Below are 22,851 nucleotides of genomic sequence, written 5' to 3'. Positions count from 1 at the left end.
TTTATTATATTTAGGTGCTTTTAAAAAATCCGTTAGCCTATTAAAAGATTTCTACTTTTTTAAACCTAACTTCTAATTTAAATCTTTCAAATTATGGCGAGAGCGATGTTTGAATACACCAAAACTGTACTGGATAAAGTCAGTTTTGATCCCATCTTGTTTTGTAGAGAAGTGAAAAAAGCACTTCAACGACTTTTACCTCATGAAATAGAGGAACTTCGTATCTGGATTATAGCACTAACCCGCAAAAATCCTGAACTTAATCAATGTTTAACCTATTTAAATACATAAAAAAAGCGGCTTTTGGGCCGCTTTTTATTTTCAATAAAATTTCCTTTGTTTAAAATAAAACAGTAGGAATTATTTTATCCCTGGTATTCTTTTTTCTTATTCACAGGACTTATAATTTTCACATTGTGAAAAGCGATAGCACCTTTTACAACACCTGCAATGGTACTTTGTATAGCTTCAATAATCTGCATTTTTAATTCACTGCGGTTGTAGATAAGGCTTACTTCTCGTGCGGGTACCGGCTCTGCAAACATCCTTAAATTTTTCTTTTCAGAATCTTTAATATCAAGGGTATGCAAATAGGGGAGCAGTGTCATCCCTAAACCTTCGTTAGCCAGTTTTATTAAAGTTTCAAAACTTCCGCTTTCCAACTGAAAATGATCATCGTCGTAATTTCTGGAAGATTTACATAGGTTAAGAATACCATCTTTAAAACAATGCCCATCTTCAAGCAGCAACATATCGTCTATATCCAGGTCGTTGATTTCAATCTTTTCCTTTTTATGAAGCCTGTGACTGTTTGGTATATAACCTACAAAGGGTTCATAATAAAGTACATTTTCTTTGATTCCCTGCAGTTCAAGTGGGGTTGCGGCAATTGCAGCATCTAAATGTCCTTCTCTTAAACGTTCAATAATTGCATCGGTATTTAGTTCCTCAATCTTAAGCTTTACTTTAGGATATTTCTTAATAAAATTATTGATGAACATAGGCAGTAGAGTAGGCATAACCGTGGGAATTACACCTAGTTTAAAAATACCACCTACAAATCCTTTTTGCTGATCTACTATATCTTTAATCCGGTCACTTTCATTCACAATATTTCGCGCCTGTTGCACAATTTTTTCCCCGGTTTCAGTAAGCTGAATAGGTTTTTTGGTTCTATCAAAAATCTGTACATCCAGTTCTTCTTCCAGCTTTTGAATTTGCATGCTTAAAGTAGGCTGGGTTACAAACACCTTTTGTGCCGCTTTGGTGAAATTCTTATGTTCGGCAACCGCCAATACATAATGCAGTTGTGTAATCGTCATAATCTGAAGCTTTATTATTACTACAAATGTATTGGTTTTTTCTATTCTGAATTAAAATAAATATGATTTTATCTATACGCAAAGACGAATATTAAACTTTTGAAACTAAAACCTGAGGTTTAATTCCTTCTTCTCACCATCAAAATCGAATTTCGCATCTTCCCAGGTTGGTGGCCCGTATAAATTCATTTGATTGTTGGAGACTCCATAATCTTCAGTAGGCATGCCATTTGATTCAAAATCCATTCTCTGGTTCCCATTTTTATCATGGTAGGCAGTTACGGCATAGGTTCCGGGTGGTATTTCACTAAAAGTGACCACTGCAACACCATCTTTAATTTCACTTACTTCCCCCTTGACTGGTGCTTGTTTAAGAAAATTATCTTCATTAAATAGTGCGAAATAAACTTTTCCTTCTTCCGAAGCAAGGTTATCTACACTCACACGAATATTACCCGAATTTTCTGTTTGGGCTAAATCGAGGTTGCAAAGAAAAAGACTGAATAAAATGGCAATTGTTTTCATAATTAGTTAATTTTTATTGGTTTATAACCTCAAAACTAATCTGATTTATCCTTTAGATTTAATAAATAATACCGAGTTGTAATTTTTGAGTGCTGAATTGTAGATTCTTCAAAAGAAAAGAGAAAAAAGAGTAAAGAGGAAAAGACTGAAAGAAAATTGGGATTGGTGTAAGACTGGAGCCAACTCGTCAAATATGCTAACTTCCAGGTAAAAGATTACAACGTGCTACGTTGCTCGTAATGGCGGGATTAAAGTATTCCCCTCGCTTTAATTTCAAGGTATTTATTTATGGCATTTATACTCAAATCTTCGGGTTTGGTGAGTAAAGTATTAATTCCATGTTGCCTTAATTCGGCGGCCATTAGTTTTTTATCGTGGGCAAAACTTTCGGCGATTACCTGGTGAGCCATATCGGTAGTATTCTCAGGATTGCTACTTATAACTTTATCCAATTCGGTATTTTCAAAAAATATAACCACTAAAACGTGTTTCTTGTTAACGGCCTTTAAATAGGGAAGCTGTCTTTTTAAAGCCGAAATATGTTCAAAATTGGTGTATAACATCAACAAGCTTCGTTGGGTAACTCTTTGTCGCAAATTACTGTAAAGCATATTAAAATCTGAATCGGGAAATTGAGTATTAATATTATATAAACGCTCCATTATTTGTTGCAACTGGCTTAATCTTGCATTTGCTTTTAAGATATTTCCAATTTTTGATGAAAAAGAAATTAGCCCAACTTTATCCTTTTTCTTCAGCGCTATATTAGAAAAAGCCAGGCTACTATTAATTGCATAATCCAGCAAACTCAAACCATTAAAAGGCATTTTCATTACCCGGCCGGTATCAATAATTGAATAAATTGGCTGCGCTTTTTCATCCTGAAACTGGTTTACCATAAGGTCGCCCTGTTTGGCGGTAGCTTTCCAGTTTATGGTTCGCACATCGTCTCCCGGCACATATTCCTTAATTTGTTCAAATTCCATCGTGTGGCCAATCCTTCTAATTTTTTTTAATCCTGGTTGTGATAAACGATTATCTATAGCTAAAAAATCCAGTTTTTTCATCTGAATAAAAGAGGGATAGACTTTCAGCATTTGTTTGTTTCCAAAAACCGAACGTCTTTTCACCAAACCAATTTTGGTGAAAACGTAAATGTTTAGTTTTCCAAAGTAATATTCCCCACGAGCAACAGGCCGTAAATAATAGCTGAATTTTTCAGAATTACCGGCGCCAATCTTTAATTGTTTTAAAAAATCCCGCTTTTGAAACTGTATAGGGATTTCATCTATAATTTCAGTATAAATAGAAAAGCCATAGTTATTTTCCAGGATTATTTCCACTTCATTTTCATCTGAATTTGAAAATTTCTGAGGAAGAATTCTTTCGGCATTTATTCGGTTAGACTTATAGAGACTTACCAAATCGGCGAGAAACAGAAGTAATAATACGAGGTTTAAAACCCAGGTAAAACCGTATAAAAAATCAAAGAAATATGAAAATAGAAAGAGTAGTGCGATGGCAAAGGTCGCATAGAAAAAACGCTGATTTAAATATAAAGATTTTAAGAAGTTGAGCACTAGCGTGGAATTTCTACAGATTGCGAGATCATTTCTATTACTTCTTTGGCAGTAATTCCTTCCATTTCACGATCGGGACTAATAATTAATCTATGCGCTAAAACAGGATTTAGTGCTTTTTTAATATCCTCTGGAATTACAAAATCTCTTCCGTTTATTGCTGCAAATGCTTTAGAAGCGTTCATCACCGCGATAGATGCCCGGGGAGAAGCCCCAAGATAAATGTGAGAGTGATTACGGGTTTTACCTACAATACTGGCAATATAATGCATCAGTTTTTCTTCCACAATAATCTCCTGAATCTGGCCTTTTAACTCGTTTAGATTCTTAGGATTCAAAACAGCTTCAATCTGTGAAATAGGTAACGAGCCCTTGCGGTCGTGGTGGGTTTTTAGAATATTTATTTCGTCTTCAAGACTGGGGTAATCCACTTCAATTTTAAATAAAAAACGGTCTAATTGGGCTTCGGGCAGGGCGTAAGTTCCTTCCTGTTCTATAGGATTTTGTGTAGCCAGGACCATAAATGGCGCTTCCAAATCATGCTGCACCCCATCTATGGTAATTTGGCGCTCTTCCATCACCTCAAACAAAGCTGCCTGGGTTTTAGCAGGAGCGCGGTTAATTTCATCTATTAGAACGATATTGGAAAAAATGGGTCCGGGTTTAAATTCAAATTCACCTTTTTGCGCGTTTAAGACCGAAGTTCCTAAAACATCACTCGGCATCAAATCTGGTGTAAATTGAATTCGGCTAAAGTTTGTTTCCAGGCTTTTAGCAAATAATTTTGCGGTTAAGGTTTTGGCCACACCGGGCACACCTTCAATTAAAACGTGACCGTTAGAAAGCAGGCCTGCAATTAAGAGTTCTACAAAATCGTTTTGACCTACAATTACTTTGGCCAGTTGGTTTTTTAAACTTGAAACCGCTTGTTTAAGATCGTCCAGCGGGATGCGACTGCCAAAATCTAAAGATTCGTTTTCATTATTTATTTCGTTTTCCATTGGAATGTGATTTAAAATTATTTATTGCCTCAGAAAGTTCATAAAATTCACTTTTACCGGCACTTTTATTATTTGAGAGCTTTTCGATTTTCTCAAAAAGTTTCTTTCCTGAAGCTACGCTGTTTCCAGATTTTGCCGCCAGTAAGGTATAGAATTCTTCGTCTATGGTTTTTGTTGAAATTTTATATTGTAAACGAATATATTCAAGAAATAAATTGACTTTCTTAGAGATCAATTCTTCATATTCTTTTTCTTCTAAATAAAGATTTCCAACAGTTTTGGCATATTCGTAACTCTGATTTTTTAAAGGATCTACCACCGGAATAGACCGCTGTTTTCGTTTTCCTTCAAAAATAATGAACAAAACGCAGCCGGCCAGCAGAAAATAATAGGCCCATTTAAGGCGGGTATCACTTAGTAAAATATAAAGCGGGGAAGAATAATATGTTTTTCCGGCTTTATAATAATTATCCAAAAATACCTGGTTTCCCATTTCCATATAAGCCAGGATATTTTCGGCATATTCGTAATTCTTATTGCTTAGTAAAAAGTAATTCCCAAAAGCTTCAGGGGTATTATGCAGGTAAATTTTCCCTTTTCCAAAATCGGACCTTATAAAATTAGGTTGACTGTTTTTTTCATCTCCCTGGATATTAATTTTTCCCAGAACTTCGATTTGCGCACTGTCTTTTTGATGAAAGTAAAGTGACGAAAATTCATTTTTAAACTTAAAATCGTTTTCTTTTTTTAAAGCTGAGTTTTCAAAATTCAATTGTGGTTTTGAACTTAGATCGTTTTTAGGAATAAAAACCTTATTTTCTAAATGAAGTGTATCTAACAACTCGGGACTAATTCCCCTGGCCGATATAAAAAGATGATTTCCATTAGAAACCCAATCAAGCAATTTATTTAACTCATCCTGATCAAAATACACGGCATTATTGAGGAAAAAATAAGTGCCGTTTTCCAGGCTATCAGATAGTTTTTCGAATGGTGGAACGTCAATTTCTTCAAATTTCCAGTTTTCAGTATTTTTCCAGCTATCATAAAAAACAAAACTTCCCAGTGGGATTTTATCGTCACTCATATAACTGGGCGTCCAGTTTACCGGTTCAGGTTCTGTAGCTTCCAGGTAAGTGAGAAAAATTACCAAAAGCAGGAATGCAGCAAAGAAGAGTTTTGAAGTCTTACCCATTATTTCCGCTTTTTAGGTTATTTTCCATTTGGCTGAATTCCCGGTTTACTTTCTGAAAACGCGATTTAGAAAGGTCAAAATCCCCATACCAGATAAAATCGTAAAGTCGGGTGATTTTGGTGAACTGGCTTTTTATTTCAGTCTCCTTTATTTCGTTAATATAATCTTCATTTGTTTTTTGAAATCTATACGAAATATGCTCTTTTTGATCAAGCAAACGCAAGCTCTTTAAGTATAAATACCGAACAGCAAGGCGATAATTTTCTTCTCGAATCGCTTTTTCAATTAATGAAGAGATATCTGCCGATTTTACGATTTCTTCTTCTTTTTGAAGATTGACTCTTCCGGTAATAGGTGCAGCCATCACTGCATTCCCTGGATTTAATCTAATAAAAAGCCAGGTAATTAAACCAAGGACTAAGATTAGGAATATATAGGGTAAAGCTGAGAGAACTGCACTCCAAAAAGCGTTGGTTTGGTAATCGCCAAAAAGCCATTGCAAAAAAGCATTCCATTTAAGGTTAATCCAACGTTTTAAGCGGGTCCACCAGGAATCTTCTTCAATCTTTTCTAGATAATCAAATGCTTTATCAGATTTATAAGCTTCAATTTTTTCAGCATCAAAATTAGCTTTCTCCAGATTTTCTTCAGAGGAATTCTGAACCACTTCCGTAGAATCAGTCATCGCTTGCTCTTGCGGAATTAAGTTTCCGAAGAAAATAAAACTGAAAAGAAGAAAGACTTTAATCATTAATTGTTTTTACCAAGATTTTCAATGCTTTCGTAGGCGCCGGTAAAGTATTTTATTTCATTAAGGTTATAATAAACAAAAGCAACCCCAATTGGTGTAATGGCGTAAAGCAGGTATTGAATGGCAGACGCAATTATGGTTAAGGTGAGATAAACCCAATCAAATAACTCGGCAACATTTGTTGAAGAAGCCGAATTTTCTTCCATAATTGTGAACATTTTTACAAAAGTATAAATGAGCACCGGTAGTTGAAAAATAAGGCTGATGATATACACGATAAGCCAGATTAAGAAAAGGCTTATAAAACTCATCCACCAATTATCTTTTACCAGGTGAAAACCTTCAGAAATGCTACCGCCAATACTTTCGCTTTTAAAAACAAGTACCGCAGCCGCAATACTAAGCGGAACACTTAAATAAATTCCGGGCAGAATAAAAATTATAAGTCCGGCGAAAATCAAGATCCAGGTAACGGCGCCAAGTCCAAACATTTTTCCTAAATCTTTTTTCACGCCTTGTTTAACCTCCTGGTGACTGGCTTCTCCATTATTAGTAACGTAAGATTTTATAAAATGAAATGCCGCCACGTTCATTACTGAGAAATATAATAGTAGCCCAACCATTAATAAGCCAAAACCGATAAAAAACCCGCCATCCTGATTGAACATTAAAGAATTACCAACCGTGGTATACGAATAGTAAGATACGGCAGCGATTAAAAGCAGAAACGCCGGCCAGGAAATTTTTATAACACTTGTAAAATAGGCTTTATAATTTTCACGAATAAACTTAAACGTATAGCTTATAATATCGCCCAGCTCTCGCTGTTGCTTAAAATCAATGTAATCCTGCTTCATGAATTTGTTGTTTTTTATGTAGAAATATGGGGTAAAAAATATAGTAAAATAGAATTAGTGCCAGGGAGCTACCAATAATTAAAATCGCCAGCCAATCGGGCATTTGGGTTAATCGGGTTACGAAGCCTTCCAGAAATCCCGCCAGGATAAAAAATGGAATGGTACTAATCACGATTTTTAATCCGTTTTTAACGCCCTTTACAAAAGAGGTGAGACGAGTGTAAGTGCCGGGGAAAAGTATACTTTTTCCAACTACCAGTCCTGCGCAACCCGCAATAATAATTACTGAAATTTCAATAGTACCGTGAATCCAAATTGTTCTGGCAGATTCCCAAAGTAAGCCTTGGTCGTAAAAGAAATATTGAAAGGATCCGAGCATTACTGCGTTTTGCATTAAAATAAACACCGTGCCAATTCCTGCGAGGATTCCCATACTAAAAGCCATTAGCGAGACCCGAATATTATTGATCGTAATTCCCAGGAACATATCGGTTTCAGACATTTTTTTATAAACCGCCATAGGATCTCCTTCAGCAATATTCTGTAAAGTCATATTCACATAGGCATCGCCTAAAATACTTCTCACAAAAGTATGATCTGATGCTGCTGAAAATGCGCCCGCCGCAGAAAAAAGCGCGAAAATTAAAAAACTTAGCAATAATTGTTTCTGAAACTTATAGAAAAACAATGGGAATTCTTTTGTAAAAAAGGTGATAAACCGGTTTTGTGATTCTTTTTTATTCTTATAGATTTTTTGATGCGCTGAAGCGGCTAACTGATTTAAATAGTTAGTAGTATTGCTTTTAGGATAAAACGTTCTGGAATAGCTTAGATGGTCGCTAATTTCAATATAAATATTAGAGAGCTGCTCTGGTCTCAGTATATTTTTATTTTGAAGCTGGCTTTCAAATTTAAGCCATTTATCCTTATTTTGCTTCACAAATGCAGCTTCTCGCATGGTTTTTCTATTATGACTCAAAGAAACAGATTAAATGGATAATTTTCAAATTGAAACCGCTCAAAATATAAGTATTAATCAGAATGTTGCGAGCGTGGGCGATCGTATCCTTGCTTTTATCGTAGATGCTTTTATAATTGGGTTGTATATAGTAATAAGTTCTTTGGCTTTGGCCGGTACGGGGCTTGATGCCGCAGGGCAATGGGTTTACTACCTTGTAATGGGCTTGCCTTCGCTATTATATTATTTATTATGGGAGAGTTTATATAATGGGCAAACCCCGGGAAAGGCCGCTTTACAAATTAGGGTAGTAAAGATAGATGGCAGCCGGCCCGCTTTTGCTGAATATTTAATCAGGTGGTTGCTTCGGTTTATTGATATTTCTATTAGTAGTGGAGCTATTGCGGTGGTCACTATTTTATTAAACGGAAAAGGGCAGCGGTTGGGCGATCTAGCTGCAAAAACCACGGTGATTTCTGAAAAACCAAGAACGAATTTAAATCGAAGCCTGGCAGTAGATGTTCCTGAAGGCTACCGACCAAAATATCCGCAGGTGAGTGTTTTAAAGGATGCAGATGTACAAAATATTAAAAACCTCTATCAAACTGCGAGAAGAAGTCATAACCACCGACTTATTCTATCACTTTCAGAAAAATTATCAGAATTACTGGAAACTCAACCTAATGAGTCTCCAATGGAATTTATTCAGCAGGTAATTACAGATTATAATTTTTATACCCAGCGGGCCTAATTAATTATTTCAATATCCATTTCAACGTTATTAATTGGCCATTCAGATTGGCCTGTTTCAACTTCTTCAATTTTTTCGGCAACCTCCATTCCTTTGGTTACACGCCCAAAAACAGTATGATCGTTATTTAAATGTGGGGTTCCGTTTTCTTTCATAACAATAAAGAATTCAAAAGGCGAAGAAGCTTTACTCACATTTTGCTCACTATATTTTGCTGCTGAAAAAGCTCCGTAAGTATGTTTATGGCCTGCATCAAATTCACTGGGAATTAAATAATCTCCAATTTGTGAGCGCTGGCGGGGAGTAGTAACATTATCTGAATTTCCTCCCTGAATCACAAAGCCGGGAGCAACACGATGAAAAAAGGTGCTGTTAAAATAACCTTCTTTTACCAACATTATAAAATTGGCGCGGTGTAGGGGAGTATCTCTAAAAAGTTCTACTTCAATATTGCCAAAACTGGTAATGATTCTCACCCGGGTTTCCGGATTTTCTTTCCCGTACTGGGTTAGAAATGGAATTAATTCTTCTTGCGCAATGGGAAACTCTTTGTCGCTTTGAATAGAATCGCTTTGGTAAGAGGTTTCTTCAGCTTTACTATATTTTGCTCTCAGTGAATCTAATTTGGAAGTTTTTTGATTAACTTCTTCTTTATCTAAAGGCTTTTCCGAAGCATTTTTACTGGAAGATTCCTTATCTTCACAACTTGCAAAAAAAAGAATTAGAAAAAGATAAACGAAAGCAAGCGAGTTTTTCATGGATTTTCAGGATTTTAAAGACAGGATACCAAAATTAAAAAAAATTGTCCTTCCGGGAGAAAAGGCGCATCATAAATTAGTGCCTGGCAACCGCATTGAAGAGATGAGAAATCTTGATATTAATAGCCTTAAGCCTAATAAAGCTGGTGTTATGGCGGTATTTTATCCCAATAATTTTGGAAAAACTCATCTGGTTCTAATTTTAAGAAAAACCTATAAAGGCGTTCATTCTAATCAAATTGGATTTCCCGGTGGCCGCGTTGAGCCTGAAGATGATAACCTGCAACAAACTGCTTTACGTGAAACAGAAGAGGAAGTTGGAATTCCCAGGAATAATATTGAAGTAATAAGAGAGCTTACCCGTTTGTACATTCCGCCCAGTAATTTTTGGGTACAACCTTATTTAGGTTTGCTGGAAAAAACTCCAACTTTAATCCCGCAAGAAAGTGAAGTAGAACGTATCTTAGAGGTAGATTTAGATCATTTTTTAGATCATTCTAACTTTGTGAAACAGGAATTGAGCACAAGTTATTCCAGTAAAATGGTTGTGCCTGCATTTAGATTAAATGAACAAATTGTTTGGGGAGCAACGGGAATGATGTTGAGTGAGATTCGGGAAATCTTTAGAAAAAGCTTTTAAAATTTAAGAATTACTATATTTGCCCGGCTTAATTTTTACTCGATAATCGAGATTTAAAATAGTGCCCGGCTAGTTTCATAATTAAATTATATTTTTTCATTAGGTTTCCTAATTTAATGCAACTGGAATTATACAAAAAGTAAGAACTGAAAATTAAACTATGGGATTATTTAAAAGAAATCCATTTGGGCATTTTTTATTTCTGAAAAAGTGGCTTATCCGTATCTTCGGATTACTTAGCCACCGCCGTTATCGCGGTTATAATGAACTTAGCATTGAAGGCTCAGATATCATTAAAAACCTTCCCGATAACAATGTACTTTTTGTTTCTAATCATCAAACTTATTTTGCTGATGTAACTGCAATGTTCCACGTTTTTAACGCGAGTTTAAGCGGAAGGGTAGATTCCATTAAAAATATAGGTTATATCTGGCAGCCAAAACTCAATATTTATTATGTAGCGGCTAAAGAAACCATGAATGCCGGTTTAATCTATAGAATTATGGCTTATGCCGGCGCTGTGAGTGTTGAAAGAACCTGGCGTGCAAAAGGCGAAGAAGTTGAGCGAAAAGTAAATCCAGACGATACAAAGAATATTGGAATGGCCCTGGAAGATGGCTGGGTAATAACTTTCCCACAGGGAACCACCAAACCATTTAAACCCATTAGAAAAGGAACTGCGCATATTATAAAACAATATAAACCGGTGGTAATTCCTATTGTAATTGATGGTTTTAGGCGTTCTTTTGATAAAAAAGGAATTAGGATCAAAAAGCGCGGTATTTTGCAAACTATGCAAATTAAGGAGCCGCTAGACATAGATTATGAAAATGATTCTGTTGAAGAAATTGTAAGCAAGCTTGAGTATGCCATAGAACAGCACCCTTCTTTCCTTAAGGTTATTCCTTCTGATGCGATTAAGGAAATGGAAGAACTAAACAAGAAAAGGGCATATTAAAAAAAGTTATCCCAACTCCGAAAATCCAACAATTGCAACCCAAACGCTATTTTTACCTTATTAAAGTTCAATATCTAGGTTACCGATTACACGGCTGGCAAAAGCAGCCAGATGTAAAAACAGTAGAAGAGTTAATCACAAAAACTTTACGTTATGTGATGCCTGTACAAAAGTTTAAAATTTTGGGCACCAGTAGAACCGATGCTATGGTTTCTGCGCAGGAATCGGCATTTGAGTTGTTTTTAGATTACGAACCACTTTCCGATCTGTATGAGTTTTTAAAAGAATTCAACCAGAATTTACCACAAGATATTCGAGCGCTTGCCATTACTGAAGTAGATGCGAAATTCAATATTATTCAGCATCCAAAACTTAAGGAATATGCTTATTTATTTAGTTTTGGAGAGAAAAATCATCCTTTCTGTGCGCCTTTAATGGCTAATTTTCAATTTGATTTGGATATTGAATTGATGAAAAAAGGAGCAAAGCTTTTTGAAGGCAAACACCAGTTTAGAAACTATTGTGTAAGGGTTTCAGAAAACAGCACTTTTGAGCGTGAGATTATAAAATCTGAATTAGTCGAAAATACCGAAATCACCGCCAGTTTTTTTCCTGAAAAATCCTATATTTTTCATATTCACAGTGCAGGTTTCCTAAGACACCAGGTTCGTTTAATGATGGGCGCTTTGCTGCAACTTGGTAGAGGTGAATTGACACTGGAAAATCTGGAAAACAGCTTAAAACCCGGCGTTGAAATGCAAATGGATTACATAGTACCGGCTTCGGGCTTGCTTTTAAATAAAATTGGGCTCGAAGATTTTTAAACTTTCGCTTCTTGTTTTTCTAAAACTGCCAAAGCCAGTCTAATAGTGCCGTAATCTATTGCTTCTTCAAAATGTTCAAAATATGGTTTTAAACCTTCTGGGTTCTCAAGTTCAGTTTTAGCTTTTTCAATAGCTTTAAAATCAGCTTTAGAAATATATTTCATAGGATCTACCGCTTCATTTTCGGCATACAATTTTGCTAAATGCGAATAAACAGTAGTAATTGCAAGCTCTCGTTTTTTCGCAATTTCTTCCAGGTTTAAACCTTCATTTAATAAATCTAAAGTTGCCTTGTAGGTATTTGCTTTTTTACGTTTTTTAGTGCTACGTTTTTTTTTACTGAATGCGATGATTTCCTTTATGAATTCGTACCCGTAATCCTGCATTTTTTGTCTTCCCACACCGTTAATTTGAAGAAATTCATCATCGGTCATAGGGCGGGATTTTTCCATTTCTTTTAAGGTCGCATCGTTAAAGATCAGGTAAGCGGGAATTTCTTCTTCACGAGCAATTTTTAACCTTAACTGTCTTAGTTTTTCGAAAAGGGAATTATCTGAAGTTTTTTCTGAAATTTCTATCTCTTCACGGCGTTTCAGTTTTTTACGGTCTGGAACTTCAGCAAGTTGGACTTTTTCGCCTTCAAACAAAACATTTTTAGCCAAGGCGGTAAGCTGTAAATTATTGCCACGGTGAAAAGCGATTTCTACATAACCAAGGTTGATAAGCTGAATAATATACTGCTGCCAGTGGTGCCAGGAAATATCTTTTCCAATCCCAAAGGTTTTAATTTGCTGATAATTTTTACTGAAAACCGACTCATTTTGTGAACCGCGAAGCACATCTATAAGTACAGTAATCGGTTCGTTTTCTTTTAATCTGAAAATACAGGAAAGAGCTTTTTGAGCGATCACCGTTCCATCAAAAAACTGCGGCGGATTCTTACAAATATCACAGTTGCCACAATCTTCCTGTTTTAATTCGCCAAAATAACTCAGCAATATTTTTCGTCGACAACTTAAAGCTTCAGAATATTGTTTCATTCGGTCTAGCTTTGCAAGCTGCACTTCTTCATTCCCTGAGTTGGAAGCGAATTTTTGCAGCTGCACCACATCGGCATAACTATGAAAAAGCATAGTGTCTGAAGGCAGACCGTCACGCCCTGCACGACCAATTTCCTGGTAATAGCCTTCAAGGTTTTTAGGCATATTGTAATGAATTACCCACCGAATATTAGATTTATCGATGCCCATCCCAAAAGCGATGGTAGCACAAATAATCTTTGAATTATCATTGATAAAATTATCCTGAATTTCAATACGCTTTTCAGCTGGTAAACCTGCGTGGTAAGCTTCCGCTTCAAAACCTTTTCGCTGCAGTTTTTCAGCAATTTCCTCGGTGTTTTTTCTACTTAGGCAGTAGATAATTCCGCTTTCCTTTTTTCGGGTTTTTACGAAATTGGTGATTTGCTCAAAGCGCTTAATTCCGGGCCGAACATCTAAACTCAGGTTTTTCCTATCAAAAGAAGCAATGTGCTTTTCGGCATTTGGAATATTTAATTGGCGGCAAATATCTTCGCGCGTAGCTTTATCGGCCGTAGCGGTTAGCGCGATCATTGGAGTAGTGGGAAAGCGATTTTTTAAATAGCCTAGTTGCGTATAAGCCGGTCTAAAATCGTGTCCCCAACTGGAAATACAATGTGCTTCATCTACCGCAATCAAACTTATTTTGCCGTCGCTCATAAAACGGTCTACAAACTGCAGACTTTCTGGAGCAACATAAAGTAGTTTTAATTCTTTGGAATCAATTTTTTTAAAGATCTCCTGTTGCTGGCTTTCGGTTTGGCTACTATTTAAAAATGCCGCTGGAACGCCATTAGCGGTAAGTCCGTCTACCTGGTCTTTCATCAAGGCGATAAGTGGGGAAATCACCAGGGTGATTTCTGGAAGTAAAATGGCCGGAAGCTGGTAACAAATAGATTTTCCGCCACCGGTTGGCATAATTACCAGGTTATCTTTGCCTTCAAAAACCGAATCGATAATCTTTTTTTGAAGCGGTCTAAAACTATCGTAACCAAAATATTCTTTAAGCGTATGTAAAACCCGGGTATTTTCCATAGCCGCAAAGTTAGGGCAAAGTGACAATTCTCAAACCCTGTTGCGCTTAAATTATGGGAAAACACTTATTTTTAAAATTAGGGAAACTTAATTTTAAAATATTGAGATATATACTAAAGGTCGTAGGCTACATAAGCCTGGTTAATCACTTTAAAAGGCGCGTCTTGATTTGAAACATTTTCAAAAGCCTGGTAGTCTATCCAAACAAAACCATTGTCGCCCCAGGCTTCTCCCCAGGAGTTTACTACTTTAAAAGCGCCAAATTCATCATTAAAGCCAACTACTAACATCGCGTGACAGGTTACATCTTCATAATCTACAGCGTGTTCCCGGTATGCCGATAGCCCAAAATTATCGGTTTTACCAAATTCTGGAGAAAGCACTGCGCCAATAACAATGGGTTGTTGTTGGGTAATTAAAGTTTTCATTTCGGCTAGCATATTTTCCCCGCTTAAACCTTTATAATCAGCTATTCTTGCTTCTTCGGCGGCTGCAATTACAGCTTCGTTGGGTTGGGTTTCGCATTCATTATCAGTATATGGGAAAAGTTCTAAAGCCGCGACTCCCTGTTCTTCTATTAAAGCAAGAGTTTCAGGAATTGAAGTTCCGCCGCATTCATCGGTGGTAATTTGATTATAAGTATAAGACGGACTAAAAATATTTGCTTCAGAATAAGGTAATCCAGATTCAACTTTTTCCTGGAAAGATTTCAAATAATAACTCGTAGCCCAGGAAACGCAAGACCCCAGCGCGCCCTGATCGCCAACCGGGGGAAGGTTTTCAGAAAGATCAAAAGCTGCCGGTAAGCTATCGGGAATAACGAGGCTTTCCAGTAAATTTTCAGCATCTATATTGTAGTTACCATTTCCAGAGCATTCAAGGCCGGTGGAATAAACCTCGCCATCTTCAGAAATAAATTGATTTTCGGTTTCCTGTGGGATTTCGGGAACTGCAGGATTATTGGCATTGGGGTTTAAATCATCCCTGTCACTATAACAGCCTGCAAGGCTTAAGCTAATTGCGAGCAGTAAAATTTGAATTTTTTTCATAACAATTTGAGGTATTTTAAATCTTCATTATTCAGAAGAAAATCTGTTTATAGATGATTTTTAGAAAAATTCCTTCTGAGAAATTCAACATATAACATCAATAAACATACTAATAATGTTCTTATTATGAAGAAAAAGATTTTTTATGCTGAATTGCTAATGCAAATAAAAAGAAATTAGTCGCTACACTAGAAAATATGTACATTTGCAGCCGCAAAAAATCATTACTATGAAAGCCGGAATTGTAGGATTACCAAACGTAGGAAAATCGACGTTATTTAATTGTCTCTCTAATGCAAAGGCACAGAGCGCGAATTTTCCTTTTTGTACCATAGAACCTAATGTTGGGGTAGTGAATGTTCCAGATCCCAGGATTCAACGATTGGAAAGTTTGGTTAAACCCGAAAAAGTACAGCCGGCTACAGTAGAAATTGTAGATATTGCCGGTCTGGTAAAAGGCGCTAGTAAAGGTGAAGGATTGGGGAACCAGTTTCTTGGAAATATTCGTGAAACCGATGCCATTCTACACGTTTTGCGTTGTTTTGAGAACGATAATATTGTACACGTAGATGGTTCTATAGATCCTATTAGAGACAAGGAAACCATAGATATGGAGCTTCAGCTTAAAGATCTTGAAACCGCAGAGAAGAAGTTGGAGAAAGTAAAGCGTGCTGCTCGTACCGGGAATAAAGAGGCCCAAAAAGAAGAAGCTGCACTTAGTAAAGTTAAAGGAGGTCTGGAAGCTGGGAAATCTGTTAGGGCTATAGATTTAACCGAAGAAGAAAGAAAAGATTTTATAAAACCGCTTCAGTTTATTACCGATAAGCCGGTGATGTACGTTTGTAATGTAGATGAAGATGCAGCGGTAGATGGTAACGCTCACGTAGATCGCGTAAGAGAAGCAGTAAAAGAGGAAAATGCTGAAGTTTTAGTACTTGCCGTAGGAACTGAAGCTGATATTACCGAGCTTGATGATTTTGAGGAAAGACAAATGTTTCTTCAGGATATTGGTCTCGAAGAACCTGGTTCTGCCAAATTAATTCGTGGAGCTTACGAATTATTAAACCTCCAAACCTATTTTACCGCTGGGGTAAAAGAAGTACGCGCCTGGACTATTCCTGTAGGAGCTACTGCGCCACAGGCAGCCGGAGTAATTCATACCGATTTTGAAAAAGGATTTATTCGCGCCGAGGTAATTTCTTATGCCGATTTTGACAGCCTTGGAAGCGAAGCTAAGGTAAAAGAAGCCGGTAAAATGCGAGTAGAAGGTAAAGAATATATTGTACAGGATGGCGATGTAATGCATTTTAGATTCAACGTGTAAATCGCAATTTTTTAAGATAATTTTGCCTTTTTTATACTTATTCATTCTAATTTAACTAAAATTAGAGTTTTATCTAAATTTTTAGAAATAGTTTATCATTCGTGCTAAGTTCAGCTTTTATTTATTTCCTTATTTTAAGTAAAACAACCAAAATAGGAAACTATGAAACTGAGAAAGAATTTTGAATCTAAACTTACAACACCGGCTTTTGTCAAAAAAACCGGACTTATAGTTATGGCTTCCGGGCTTCTATTTGCCTGTAACGATGGTAATAAAAAAGCCGATGATGCAGAGATAGAAATCGAACAGACCCTGGAGATTGAGGAAGATACTATGTCTAATTTTGCCTATCAAACCAACGCGGTAGCAGATTATCTTACCTATGTAGATGGAGATGATGAATATGAAGAAATGCAGGAAGAAATTGATCCTGAAACAGCTTTGCAAAAATTTGCAGCAGCAGTTTCAGAAAGAAGTAGAGATTTTGGAATGCAGGCCGATGAAAAGCTTGAAGTTATTGGCGATAGTCTAAGCCAACCGGCAGATGATATGAACGCACAATTGCAAACTGCCATAGCTTCCCTCGAAAAACTCCAGGAAAATGCTTATGATGAACTTTCTGAAGAAGTAGATGACTTGAAAGTTGAACTTCAGAATATTGATATGCAAGCTGATAATGCGAAAGAAAAGTTGCGTAATTTCTTCCATAAGGCTGCAGATGTTATGGAAGATATGGACGCGCCAACAGATGATGGTACAATGAAGGTGAATCCTGGCGCAGTAGATGAATCAGATTACAGTCAGGAGCCAGATACCCTTGATGTAAATCAATAGAAAAATTTAGATTATAATGTTTATAAGAACCGTCTTTTTAGACGGTTCTTTTTTTTGTCTTTATTTTACTTATTTTTAATTGAAATTATATTTTAATGAAAGATAATTTTTCTACTCAATCTTCTTCCTATGCAAAGTACAGACCTGCTTATCCGCAGGAGTTATATGAATTTTTGAAAGAAAAATTAACTGCAACTGAAACCGCCTGGGACTGCGGAACGGGAAATGGCCAGGTAGCAGGAGAATTAGCAGATTTCTTTCAAAAAGTAGAAGCTACAGATATTAGTAAACAACAATTAGAAAATGCAGTAAGGAAGTCTAATATTCAATATTCTGTACAACGGGCTGAGGAAACAAACTTTCAGGATAAAACTTTTGACCTTATTACTGTGGCGCAGGCCGTTCACTGGTTCAATTTTAAAATTTTTTACAGCGAAGTAGGGCGGGTTTTAAAACCTAATGGAATTATTGCGATAATAGGTTACTCCCTATTTAAAAGTAATTTGGAAACAGATAAGCTGATTTATAAATTTTATAAAGATATTATTGGCTCGTTTTGGGATGAAGAAAGGCGCTATTTAGATGAAAAATATCAAACAATTCCATTTCCTTTTCAGGAAATTGAAACACCGGCGTTTCAGCAGGAATATCAATGGAGTTTTGATCATTTAATAGGATATTTAGAAACCTGGAGCGCTGTAAAACACTATGAAAAAGAAAAGGGTGAAAATCCTGTAAATTTGATTAAAAATGAACTTAAAATCGCCTTTGGAAATAAAAATAAAATAGTTTTTCCCATTCTTCTAAGGCTGGGAAAATTGAATGATTAAAATTAAAAATTGAACTGGCATAGAATATGATTATCTTCCAATCGTTATAAATAAATAAATTAGCTGATTAAAATAATTGATAATGAATAAATTAGGTTTTATTTTCCTGTGTTTTACGGGTATGTTTTTTCAGAATTCATTGGCACAAAGCTTTGCCGATGACCAATCGGTAACCCAGCAGGTGCTCCAGGAGCTTAATAGAGAACGCAGTTTGTTAAGTCAGAATCTGGAATTTAGAATTAAAGAAATAGATTCAAAAATTAGCAATCTTGATGAAAGCATTCAAAACACGAATTCTTCTGCAGAAAAAGTAGAAAAACTTCTGGAACGTGTTAAATTCCTTGAAGAACGCCAGGAAGAAATAGATAAAAATACCATTAGCGTTTACAAATATAATTACAGTTCTGCCGTGTTAAATTTAGCATCTATGGAACGCGAAATTAAGCCGCTAAATCTGTTTAATGCTTCCCGTGAATTTTATGCAACTTTAGACCAGGTGAGTAACCCAATGCATTATGAAGGTTACCAGGAGTGGTTTGGCCAGTTTAGAAAGTTTATTGAAGATGAAAAGAAAAATGATGCCAGGCTTTCTGCATTAAGCCATATTCTAAATGTAACTGGAGATCTTGCGCAGGGCACACCATTTACCGGAATGTTTGCCGGAACCGTTTTTGACGGAATTGGAAGCTTTATAAATTCTCTTGGTTGGGGCGATAAAAAACTGAAACAGCAAAGTACAGAAATGCTGAAACTAACCACAACTGTGGCGCAATTTACCCACGATAAGGATCTTATAGAAACCGAGTGGGAATCTATTAATAAAAACCTGGATGAATTAAAAGAGCTACAGGAAAAGGCAATGCAGGAAAATTTAGTACAAATCCTGGAAATAGACCCAACCGAGTTTGATCGTAATTTCACCAATGAAACCGATGCAAAAAAACGTACGCAGTATATCTTAGATATTTCTAAAATTGCTGAAAATAAAATCGCTGAAGAAAAAGCTAAAAATCCTGAAAACTGGAAACAGGACTATCACGACCAGATGATCGCGGTACAAAATTTAAAGATCCGTTTTGGAACTATTACTTTTAGAATTCTTGAAAATTTAAAGAAATATGATTCGCTTATCAAGAAATACGAAAACGATGAATATTTAAAAACTAAAATCGCCGATCTTAAAACGAAACTTAACGTGGTGCGAAACAGTTTTGAATCTACTTTTAATCCGCAGGAATATATTAAAGCATCTAACGAGATGTATGTAGTAGAGTAGAGGTTTTCTTCTTTATTGATAAAGACTATCTCAGAATCTTAAATCCTGAAATAAATTAAGGATGACGTTAAAGATTCTGAGATAGTCTTTTATGTTTGTCTATTGTTTTAATTCAGGCAGGAGTTTTTCAATCCTATCTCTGGAACCTTCATATTGTTCAGGTAATTTTAGGTTGCTTCCAAGTTCTTCAAGGCTTTCATCTCTTGTAAAGCCGGGATTATCGGTAGCGATTTCAAATAAAACTCCGCCCGGTTCTCTAAAATAGAGCGAATAGAAATAATCCCTATCTATTTTTTCGGTGATTTGTAAACCTTTCTGAATAATTTTTTCCCTAAAGCGCATTTGGGTTTCTTCATCTTTTACCCGAAAAGCGATATGGTGATTAGTACCACCGGCGTTAATTCCACGGTCGGCTGTTGGGTCTTCGTGAATATCAATTATAGCAGCATTTTCTACTGCACTGGTTTTGTATCTATAAAATTCACCCGATTTTTCTTCGAGTTCGTAGTCAAAAATATCTGTTAGAATACTGGCAGTAGGACCAACATTAAATAGAGTAAGAGTTACACTATGAAAACCTTTTAAAGCCACATCGCTTTTAATTTCATCGGTTTCCCAGGCCTCACGGTTATCCTGGTGTTTAGTGACAATTAGTTTTAAATTAAGTCCGTCGGGATCTCTAAAAGGTAAATATTGTTCTTCAAACTGCTCCCTGATTTTTCCAAACTCCACTCCGTGTTGTTCAAAGCGTTCCTGCCAGAAATCGAGGCTGCCTTCGGGAACCGAATAACCTATTTCGGTAGCCATTCCAACGCCGTTTTTCCCCTGCTTAACTCGTGGCCACGGGAAAAAAGTTAAAATGCTTCCAGGAGAGCCAACTTTATCGCCAAAGTAAAAATGATAGGTTTTAGGATCATCAAAATTCACCGTTTTCTTAACCATTCGTAATCCTAGAACTTTGGTATAAAAATCGTAATTGCGTTGCGCGTCTCCAGCAATTGCAGTAATATGGTGTAAACCAAGTATTTTATCTTCCATAATTTTTTGTTTCAATTAAGTAAAAACCAGCCTCATCCTGGGTTAAATTATTGGTAAAAAATAACCTATAACTGAAATTCAGGAATTTTAGCCGAAACAGGAGCTAAAAATTTAAGTTCAATAGCTCTATAAAATTAAAGAATTTATTGGGATTCAGTAAAAATCCAGTTAGGAAGATCTAAAGGTGTTTATGCAGACGCTTTACAATATCGTAAGTATTAGAATCTGAATAAGTTCCAAAAGCATTTACTAAAACGCCTTTTATTTTATGATTGTGAGAAGAAATGGCGTAAACAATCATTTCATCGCCGGGATCTGTGATCCCTTCAAAACGGTAGATTTCATCAATTTCAAAATCTTCAGGAGAAAGTTCAAGCGAGCGCTGCGGAGCTACAATTTTATCCTTTTCCGGCTCTAATTTAAAGTCGGTTGTATAACCTCGAGCAGCAAGACCATTCATTGCCTGGCTTACAGTATCGTAATCGTGTCTTTCTACCAACATAATTTCATCTATTTAATACTATAAAATTACTTAATTTTAATCTATAAAACTATTGAAAATCAGAGTTTTATTTAATCTGTAAAAACTTCAGTGTATGTTTAAATACTAATTTTAACCTTCAATTGAATAAAAGAATATCAGTTTAAGTTCTTCAGTAAAAAGATTTAAAACTGAAGTCTATTCAACTTCAGAAAAAAATAAAAAAGCTTACTTTTGTGATAGAACTTCTATTTTTTGCAACTAAACTATGGGCCAAAGAACATTACTGAATGCTGTTGAAATAAATATTATTTTACACCGTCTTGCCTGCCAGTTAGTTGAAAATCACACCGATTTTAAAAACACCGTAATTATAGGAATCCAACCGCGAGGGGTTTTTCTTGCTGAAAGAATTATAAAAATTCTGGAAGAGGAATACCAGATTGAAGATTTAAAATACGGTCACCTGGATATCACTTTTTATCGAGACGATTTTAGAAGAAGTGACAAACCGCTTGAAGCGAATAAAACTAAAATTGATTTTATTGTTGAAGATAAAAAAGTGGTTTTTATAGATGATGTTCTTTATACCGGCCGCAGCATTAGGGCTGCACTAACTGCCGTACAATCTTTTGGCAGGCCTGCAGAAATTGAATTATTAAGTTTTATAGATAGGCGTTTTAGCCGTCATTTACCCATTCAGCCAGATTATAACGGGAGACAGGTAGATGCTATAAATGAAGAAAAAGTAATAGTGAACTGGAAAGAAAACGATGGTGAAGACGTGGTTTATCTGGTTTCTAAATAATTAAAAATATGAGCGAATTAAGTGTAAACCACTTACTGGGAATTAAATATCTAACCAAAGAAGATATTGAGCTTATTTTTAAAACCGCCAATCATTTTAAAGAAGTGATTAACCGGCCCATTAAAAAAGTCCCTTCGCTTAGAGATATTACCATTGCCAACCTGTTTTTTGAAAATTCTACCAGAACCCGACTTTCTTTTGAACTTGCAGAGAAACGCTTAAGTGCCGATGTTGTAAATTTTTCTGCAGCATCTTCTTCAGTAAAAAAGGGAGAAACCCTTATAGATACCGTAAACAATATTTTATCTATGAAAGTAGATATGGTAGTGATGCGGCACCCCAATCCCGGGGCAGGAATTTTTCTTTCCCGCCACGTAAAGGCCAGTATTATTAATGCCGGAGACGGTGCACACGAGCATCCTACCCAGGCACTTTTAGACAGCTACTCTATTAAAGAGCGTCTTGGTGAAGTTAAAGGTAAAAAAGTAGTGATTGTTGGTGATATTCTGCATAGTAGGGTAGCGCTTTCAAATATTTTTGCACTTAAACTTCAGGGAGCCGAAGTTAAGGTTTGTGGGCCTAAAACTTTATTGCCAAAACATATTGAATCTTTAGGTGTGGGCGTAGAGACCGATCTGAGAAAGGCTCTTGAATGGTGTGATGTGGCAAATATGCTTAGAGTTCAGAATGAGCGAATGGATATTAGTTATTTTCCCAGTACCAGGGAATACGCACAGCAATTTCAGCTAAATAAGAAAATGCTGGAAAGCCTGAATAAAGAAATAGTAATAATGCACCCGGGACCAATTAACCGCGGCGTGGAAATTACCAGCGATGTTGCCGATGCCGAAAATGCGATTATTTTAGACCAGGTACAAAATGGAGTAGCCGTTAGAATGGCAGTGATTTATTTATTAGCTTCAAAGATAAACCACTAAAAGGCTTTAATTCCTTAACTTTAAATTTCAAAGAAACCA

At 36.1% G+C, this 22,851-nt stretch carries 24 protein-coding genes; 11 read left to right on the top strand and 13 right to left on the bottom strand.

Annotated elements, in window-relative coordinates:
* Positions 1-93: 93 nt before the first annotated feature.
* On the top strand, positions 94-291 hold the full coding sequence (locus tag J0871_RS14000; protein WP_075327206.1) for a hypothetical protein: 198 nt from the start codon (positions 94-96) through the stop codon (positions 289-291).
* 74 nt (positions 292-365) lie between these two features.
* On the opposite strand, the gene J0871_RS13995 is transcribed toward J0871_RS14000, so the two are convergent.
* The 8 genes from J0871_RS13995 to J0871_RS13960 form a co-directional block, all read right to left on the bottom strand.
* Positions 366-1,322, bottom strand: a complete 957-nt coding sequence (locus J0871_RS13995; RefSeq protein ID WP_075327205.1) for a LysR substrate-binding domain-containing protein — start codon at positions 1,320-1,322, stop codon at positions 366-368.
* Positions 1,323-1,427: 105 nt separating this feature from the next.
* Complete coding sequence (locus tag J0871_RS13990; RefSeq protein ID WP_208225901.1) at positions 1,428-1,847, bottom strand: DUF2141 domain-containing protein; 420 nt, start codon at positions 1,845-1,847, stop codon at positions 1,428-1,430.
* A gap of 248 nt (positions 1,848-2,095) precedes the next feature.
* Positions 2,096-3,427: a DUF58 domain-containing protein gene (locus J0871_RS13985; protein WP_208225900.1), complete on the bottom strand. Its 1,332-nt coding sequence runs from the start codon at positions 3,425-3,427 to the stop codon at positions 2,096-2,098.
* Entirely contained in the window at positions 3,427-4,428 is a 1,002-nt protein-coding gene (locus J0871_RS13980; RefSeq protein WP_208225899.1) for a MoxR family ATPase, read from the bottom strand. The genes J0871_RS13985 and J0871_RS13980 overlap by 1 nt, the downstream gene beginning before the upstream one ends.
* Positions 4,409-5,623 carry a DUF4350 domain-containing protein gene (locus tag J0871_RS13975; protein WP_075327201.1) on the bottom strand — a complete coding sequence of 405 codons (1,215 nt, stop codon included), beginning with the start codon at positions 5,621-5,623 and terminating at the stop codon, positions 4,409-4,411. Before J0871_RS13975 ends, J0871_RS13980 begins: the two co-directional genes overlap by 20 nt.
* The gene (locus J0871_RS13970) at positions 5,616-6,374 is read right to left on the bottom strand and encodes a hypothetical protein (RefSeq protein ID WP_075327200.1); all 759 of its coding nucleotides are present in this window, start codon (positions 6,372-6,374) and stop codon (positions 5,616-5,618) included. The genes J0871_RS13975 and J0871_RS13970 overlap by 8 nt, the downstream gene beginning before the upstream one ends.
* Positions 6,374-7,231 carry a hypothetical protein gene (locus J0871_RS13965; protein WP_093306013.1) on the bottom strand — a complete coding sequence of 286 codons (858 nt, stop codon included), beginning with the start codon at positions 7,229-7,231 and terminating at the stop codon, positions 6,374-6,376. The genes J0871_RS13970 and J0871_RS13965 overlap by 1 nt, the downstream gene beginning before the upstream one ends.
* The gene (locus J0871_RS13960) at positions 7,212-8,189 is read right to left on the bottom strand and encodes a stage II sporulation protein M (protein WP_075327198.1); all 978 of its coding nucleotides are present in this window, start codon (positions 8,187-8,189) and stop codon (positions 7,212-7,214) included. The genes J0871_RS13965 and J0871_RS13960 overlap by 20 nt, the downstream gene beginning before the upstream one ends.
* A 34-nt stretch (positions 8,190-8,223) precedes the next feature.
* On the opposite strand from J0871_RS13960, the gene J0871_RS13955 reads away from it, so the two are divergent.
* A complete protein-coding gene (locus J0871_RS13955) occupies positions 8,224-8,940 on the top strand; it encodes an RDD family protein (protein ID WP_208225898.1) in 717 nt (238 codons plus the stop codon).
* On the opposite strand, the gene J0871_RS13950 is transcribed toward J0871_RS13955, so the two are convergent.
* Positions 8,937-9,698: a peptidylprolyl isomerase gene (locus tag J0871_RS13950; protein ID WP_208225897.1), complete on the bottom strand. Its 762-nt coding sequence runs from the start codon at positions 9,696-9,698 to the stop codon at positions 8,937-8,939. The genes J0871_RS13955 and J0871_RS13950 overlap by 4 nt on opposite strands.
* Here J0871_RS13950 and J0871_RS13945 point away from each other — a divergent pair.
* The 3 genes from J0871_RS13945 (at position 9,697) to J0871_RS13935 (ending at position 12,120) form a co-directional block, all read left to right on the top strand.
* Entirely contained in the window at positions 9,697-10,338 is a 642-nt protein-coding gene (locus J0871_RS13945) for a CoA pyrophosphatase (protein ID WP_208225896.1), read from the top strand. The two genes, J0871_RS13950 and J0871_RS13945, sit on opposite strands and share 2 nt — an antisense overlap.
* A 160-nt stretch (positions 10,339-10,498) precedes the next feature.
* Entirely contained in the window at positions 10,499-11,296 is a 798-nt protein-coding gene (locus J0871_RS13940) for a lysophospholipid acyltransferase family protein (protein ID WP_075327194.1), read from the top strand.
* A 32-nt stretch (positions 11,297-11,328) separates the two neighbouring features.
* Entirely contained in the window at positions 11,329-12,120 is a 792-nt protein-coding gene (locus tag J0871_RS13935) for a tRNA pseudouridine synthase A (RefSeq protein ID WP_208225895.1), read from the top strand.
* On the opposite strand, the gene recQ is transcribed toward J0871_RS13935, so the two are convergent.
* Both recQ and J0871_RS13925 read right to left on the bottom strand, forming a co-directional pair.
* A complete protein-coding gene (gene recQ / locus J0871_RS13930) occupies positions 12,117-14,234 on the bottom strand; it encodes a DNA helicase RecQ (RefSeq protein ID WP_208225894.1) in 2,118 nt (705 codons plus the stop codon). The two genes, J0871_RS13935 and recQ, sit on opposite strands and share 4 nt — an antisense overlap.
* A gap of 113 nt (positions 14,235-14,347) precedes the next feature.
* On the bottom strand, positions 14,348-15,283 hold the full coding sequence (locus J0871_RS13925) for a C1 family peptidase (protein WP_208225893.1): 936 nt from the start codon (positions 15,281-15,283) through the stop codon (positions 14,348-14,350).
* A 229-nt stretch (positions 15,284-15,512) separates the two neighbouring features.
* On the opposite strand from J0871_RS13925, the gene ychF reads away from it, so the two are divergent.
* From ychF to J0871_RS13905, 4 genes are all read left to right on the top strand, one after another.
* Positions 15,513-16,607: a redox-regulated ATPase YchF gene (ychF, locus tag J0871_RS13920; RefSeq protein ID WP_075327190.1), complete on the top strand. Its 1,095-nt coding sequence runs from the start codon at positions 15,513-15,515 to the stop codon at positions 16,605-16,607.
* Between the two features lie 162 nt (positions 16,608-16,769).
* Positions 16,770-17,441, top strand: coding sequence for a hypothetical protein (locus J0871_RS13915; RefSeq protein ID WP_208225892.1), 672 nt, complete (start codon positions 16,770-16,772; stop codon positions 17,439-17,441).
* Positions 17,442-17,536: 95 nt separating this feature from the next.
* Complete coding sequence (locus J0871_RS13910; RefSeq protein ID WP_208225891.1) at positions 17,537-18,271, top strand: class I SAM-dependent methyltransferase; 735 nt, start codon at positions 17,537-17,539, stop codon at positions 18,269-18,271.
* A gap of 82 nt (positions 18,272-18,353) precedes the next feature.
* Positions 18,354-19,547: a hypothetical protein gene (locus tag J0871_RS13905; protein WP_075327187.1), complete on the top strand. Its 1,194-nt coding sequence runs from the start codon at positions 18,354-18,356 to the stop codon at positions 19,545-19,547.
* A 99-nt stretch (positions 19,548-19,646) separates the two neighbouring features.
* Here J0871_RS13905 and J0871_RS13900 read toward each other — a convergent pair whose 3' ends face one another.
* The gene (locus tag J0871_RS13900) at positions 19,647-20,585 is read right to left on the bottom strand and encodes a ring-cleaving dioxygenase (protein ID WP_208225890.1); all 939 of its coding nucleotides are present in this window, start codon (positions 20,583-20,585) and stop codon (positions 19,647-19,649) included.
* A 178-nt stretch (positions 20,586-20,763) separates the two neighbouring features.
* Positions 20,764-21,087: a phosphoribosylpyrophosphate synthetase gene (locus J0871_RS13895; RefSeq protein ID WP_075327185.1), complete on the bottom strand. Its 324-nt coding sequence runs from the start codon at positions 21,085-21,087 to the stop codon at positions 20,764-20,766.
* Positions 21,088-21,334: 247 nt separating this feature from the next.
* Here J0871_RS13895 and pyrR point away from each other — a divergent pair, with 247 nt between their 5' ends.
* Both pyrR and J0871_RS13885 read left to right on the top strand, forming a co-directional pair.
* Positions 21,335-21,874 (top strand): bifunctional pyr operon transcriptional regulator/uracil phosphoribosyltransferase PyrR, encoded by a 540-nt coding sequence (gene pyrR, locus J0871_RS13890; RefSeq protein WP_079734259.1) that lies wholly within the window; start codon positions 21,335-21,337, stop codon positions 21,872-21,874.
* 8 nt (positions 21,875-21,882) lie between these two features.
* A complete protein-coding gene (locus J0871_RS13885) occupies positions 21,883-22,812 on the top strand; it encodes an aspartate carbamoyltransferase catalytic subunit (RefSeq protein WP_075327183.1) in 930 nt (309 codons plus the stop codon).
* Positions 22,813-22,851 lie beyond the last annotated feature (39 nt).

Source organism: Salegentibacter sp. BDJ18, from assembly GCF_017579965.1.
Lineage (GTDB): Bacteria > Bacteroidota > Bacteroidia > Flavobacteriales > Flavobacteriaceae > Salegentibacter.
The sequence above is the reverse complement of the archived record's forward strand: the minus strand, read 5'-3'. Positions and strand labels throughout refer to the sequence as shown.

Bases quoted from the DNA above. Each gene is read 5' to 3' on its own strand.
- J0871_RS14000 (WP_075327206.1), top strand. From the start codon at position 94: ATGGCGAGAGCGATGTTTGAATACACCAAAACTGTACTGGATAAAGTC.
- J0871_RS13995 (WP_075327205.1), bottom strand. From the start codon at position 1,322: ATGACGATTACACAACTGCATTATGTATTGGCGGTTGCCGAACATAAG.
- J0871_RS13990 (WP_208225901.1), bottom strand. From the start codon at position 1,847: ATGAAAACAATTGCCATTTTATTCAGTCTTTTTCTTTGCAACCTCGAT.
- J0871_RS13980 (WP_208225899.1), bottom strand. From the start codon at position 4,428: ATGGAAAACGAAATAAATAATGAAAACGAATCTTTAGATTTTGGCAGT.
- J0871_RS13975 (WP_075327201.1), bottom strand. From the start codon at position 5,623: ATGGGTAAGACTTCAAAACTCTTCTTTGCTGCATTCCTGCTTTTGGTA.
- J0871_RS13970 (WP_075327200.1), bottom strand. From the start codon at position 6,374: ATGATTAAAGTCTTTCTTCTTTTCAGTTTTATTTTCTTCGGAAACTTA.
- J0871_RS13965 (WP_093306013.1), bottom strand. From the start codon at position 7,231: ATGAAGCAGGATTACATTGATTTTAAGCAACAGCGAGAGCTGGGCGAT.
- J0871_RS13960 (WP_075327198.1), bottom strand. From the start codon at position 8,189: ATGCGAGAAGCTGCATTTGTGAAGCAAAATAAGGATAAATGGCTTAAA.
- J0871_RS13955 (WP_208225898.1), top strand. From the start codon at position 8,224: ATGGATAATTTTCAAATTGAAACCGCTCAAAATATAAGTATTAATCAG.
- J0871_RS13945 (WP_208225896.1), top strand. From the start codon at position 9,697: ATGGATTTTCAGGATTTTAAAGACAGGATACCAAAATTAAAAAAAATT.
- J0871_RS13950 (WP_208225897.1), bottom strand. From the start codon at position 9,698: ATGAAAAACTCGCTTGCTTTCGTTTATCTTTTTCTAATTCTTTTTTTT.
- J0871_RS13940 (WP_075327194.1), top strand. From the start codon at position 10,499: ATGGGATTATTTAAAAGAAATCCATTTGGGCATTTTTTATTTCTGAAA.
- recQ (WP_208225894.1), bottom strand. From the start codon at position 14,234: ATGGAAAATACCCGGGTTTTACATACGCTTAAAGAATATTTTGGTTAC.
- J0871_RS13925 (WP_208225893.1), bottom strand. From the start codon at position 15,283: ATGAAAAAAATTCAAATTTTACTGCTCGCAATTAGCTTAAGCCTTGCA.
- ychF (WP_075327190.1), top strand. From the start codon at position 15,513: ATGAAAGCCGGAATTGTAGGATTACCAAACGTAGGAAAATCGACGTTA.
- J0871_RS13915 (WP_208225892.1), top strand. From the start codon at position 16,770: ATGAAACTGAGAAAGAATTTTGAATCTAAACTTACAACACCGGCTTTT.
- J0871_RS13910 (WP_208225891.1), top strand. From the start codon at position 17,537: ATGAAAGATAATTTTTCTACTCAATCTTCTTCCTATGCAAAGTACAGA.
- J0871_RS13905 (WP_075327187.1), top strand. From the start codon at position 18,354: ATGAATAAATTAGGTTTTATTTTCCTGTGTTTTACGGGTATGTTTTTT.
- J0871_RS13900 (WP_208225890.1), bottom strand. From the start codon at position 20,585: ATGGAAGATAAAATACTTGGTTTACACCATATTACTGCAATTGCTGGA.
- J0871_RS13895 (WP_075327185.1), bottom strand. From the start codon at position 21,087: ATGTTGGTAGAAAGACACGATTACGATACTGTAAGCCAGGCAATGAAT.
- pyrR (WP_079734259.1), top strand. From the start codon at position 21,335: ATGGGCCAAAGAACATTACTGAATGCTGTTGAAATAAATATTATTTTA.
- J0871_RS13885 (WP_075327183.1), top strand. From the start codon at position 21,883: ATGAGCGAATTAAGTGTAAACCACTTACTGGGAATTAAATATCTAACC.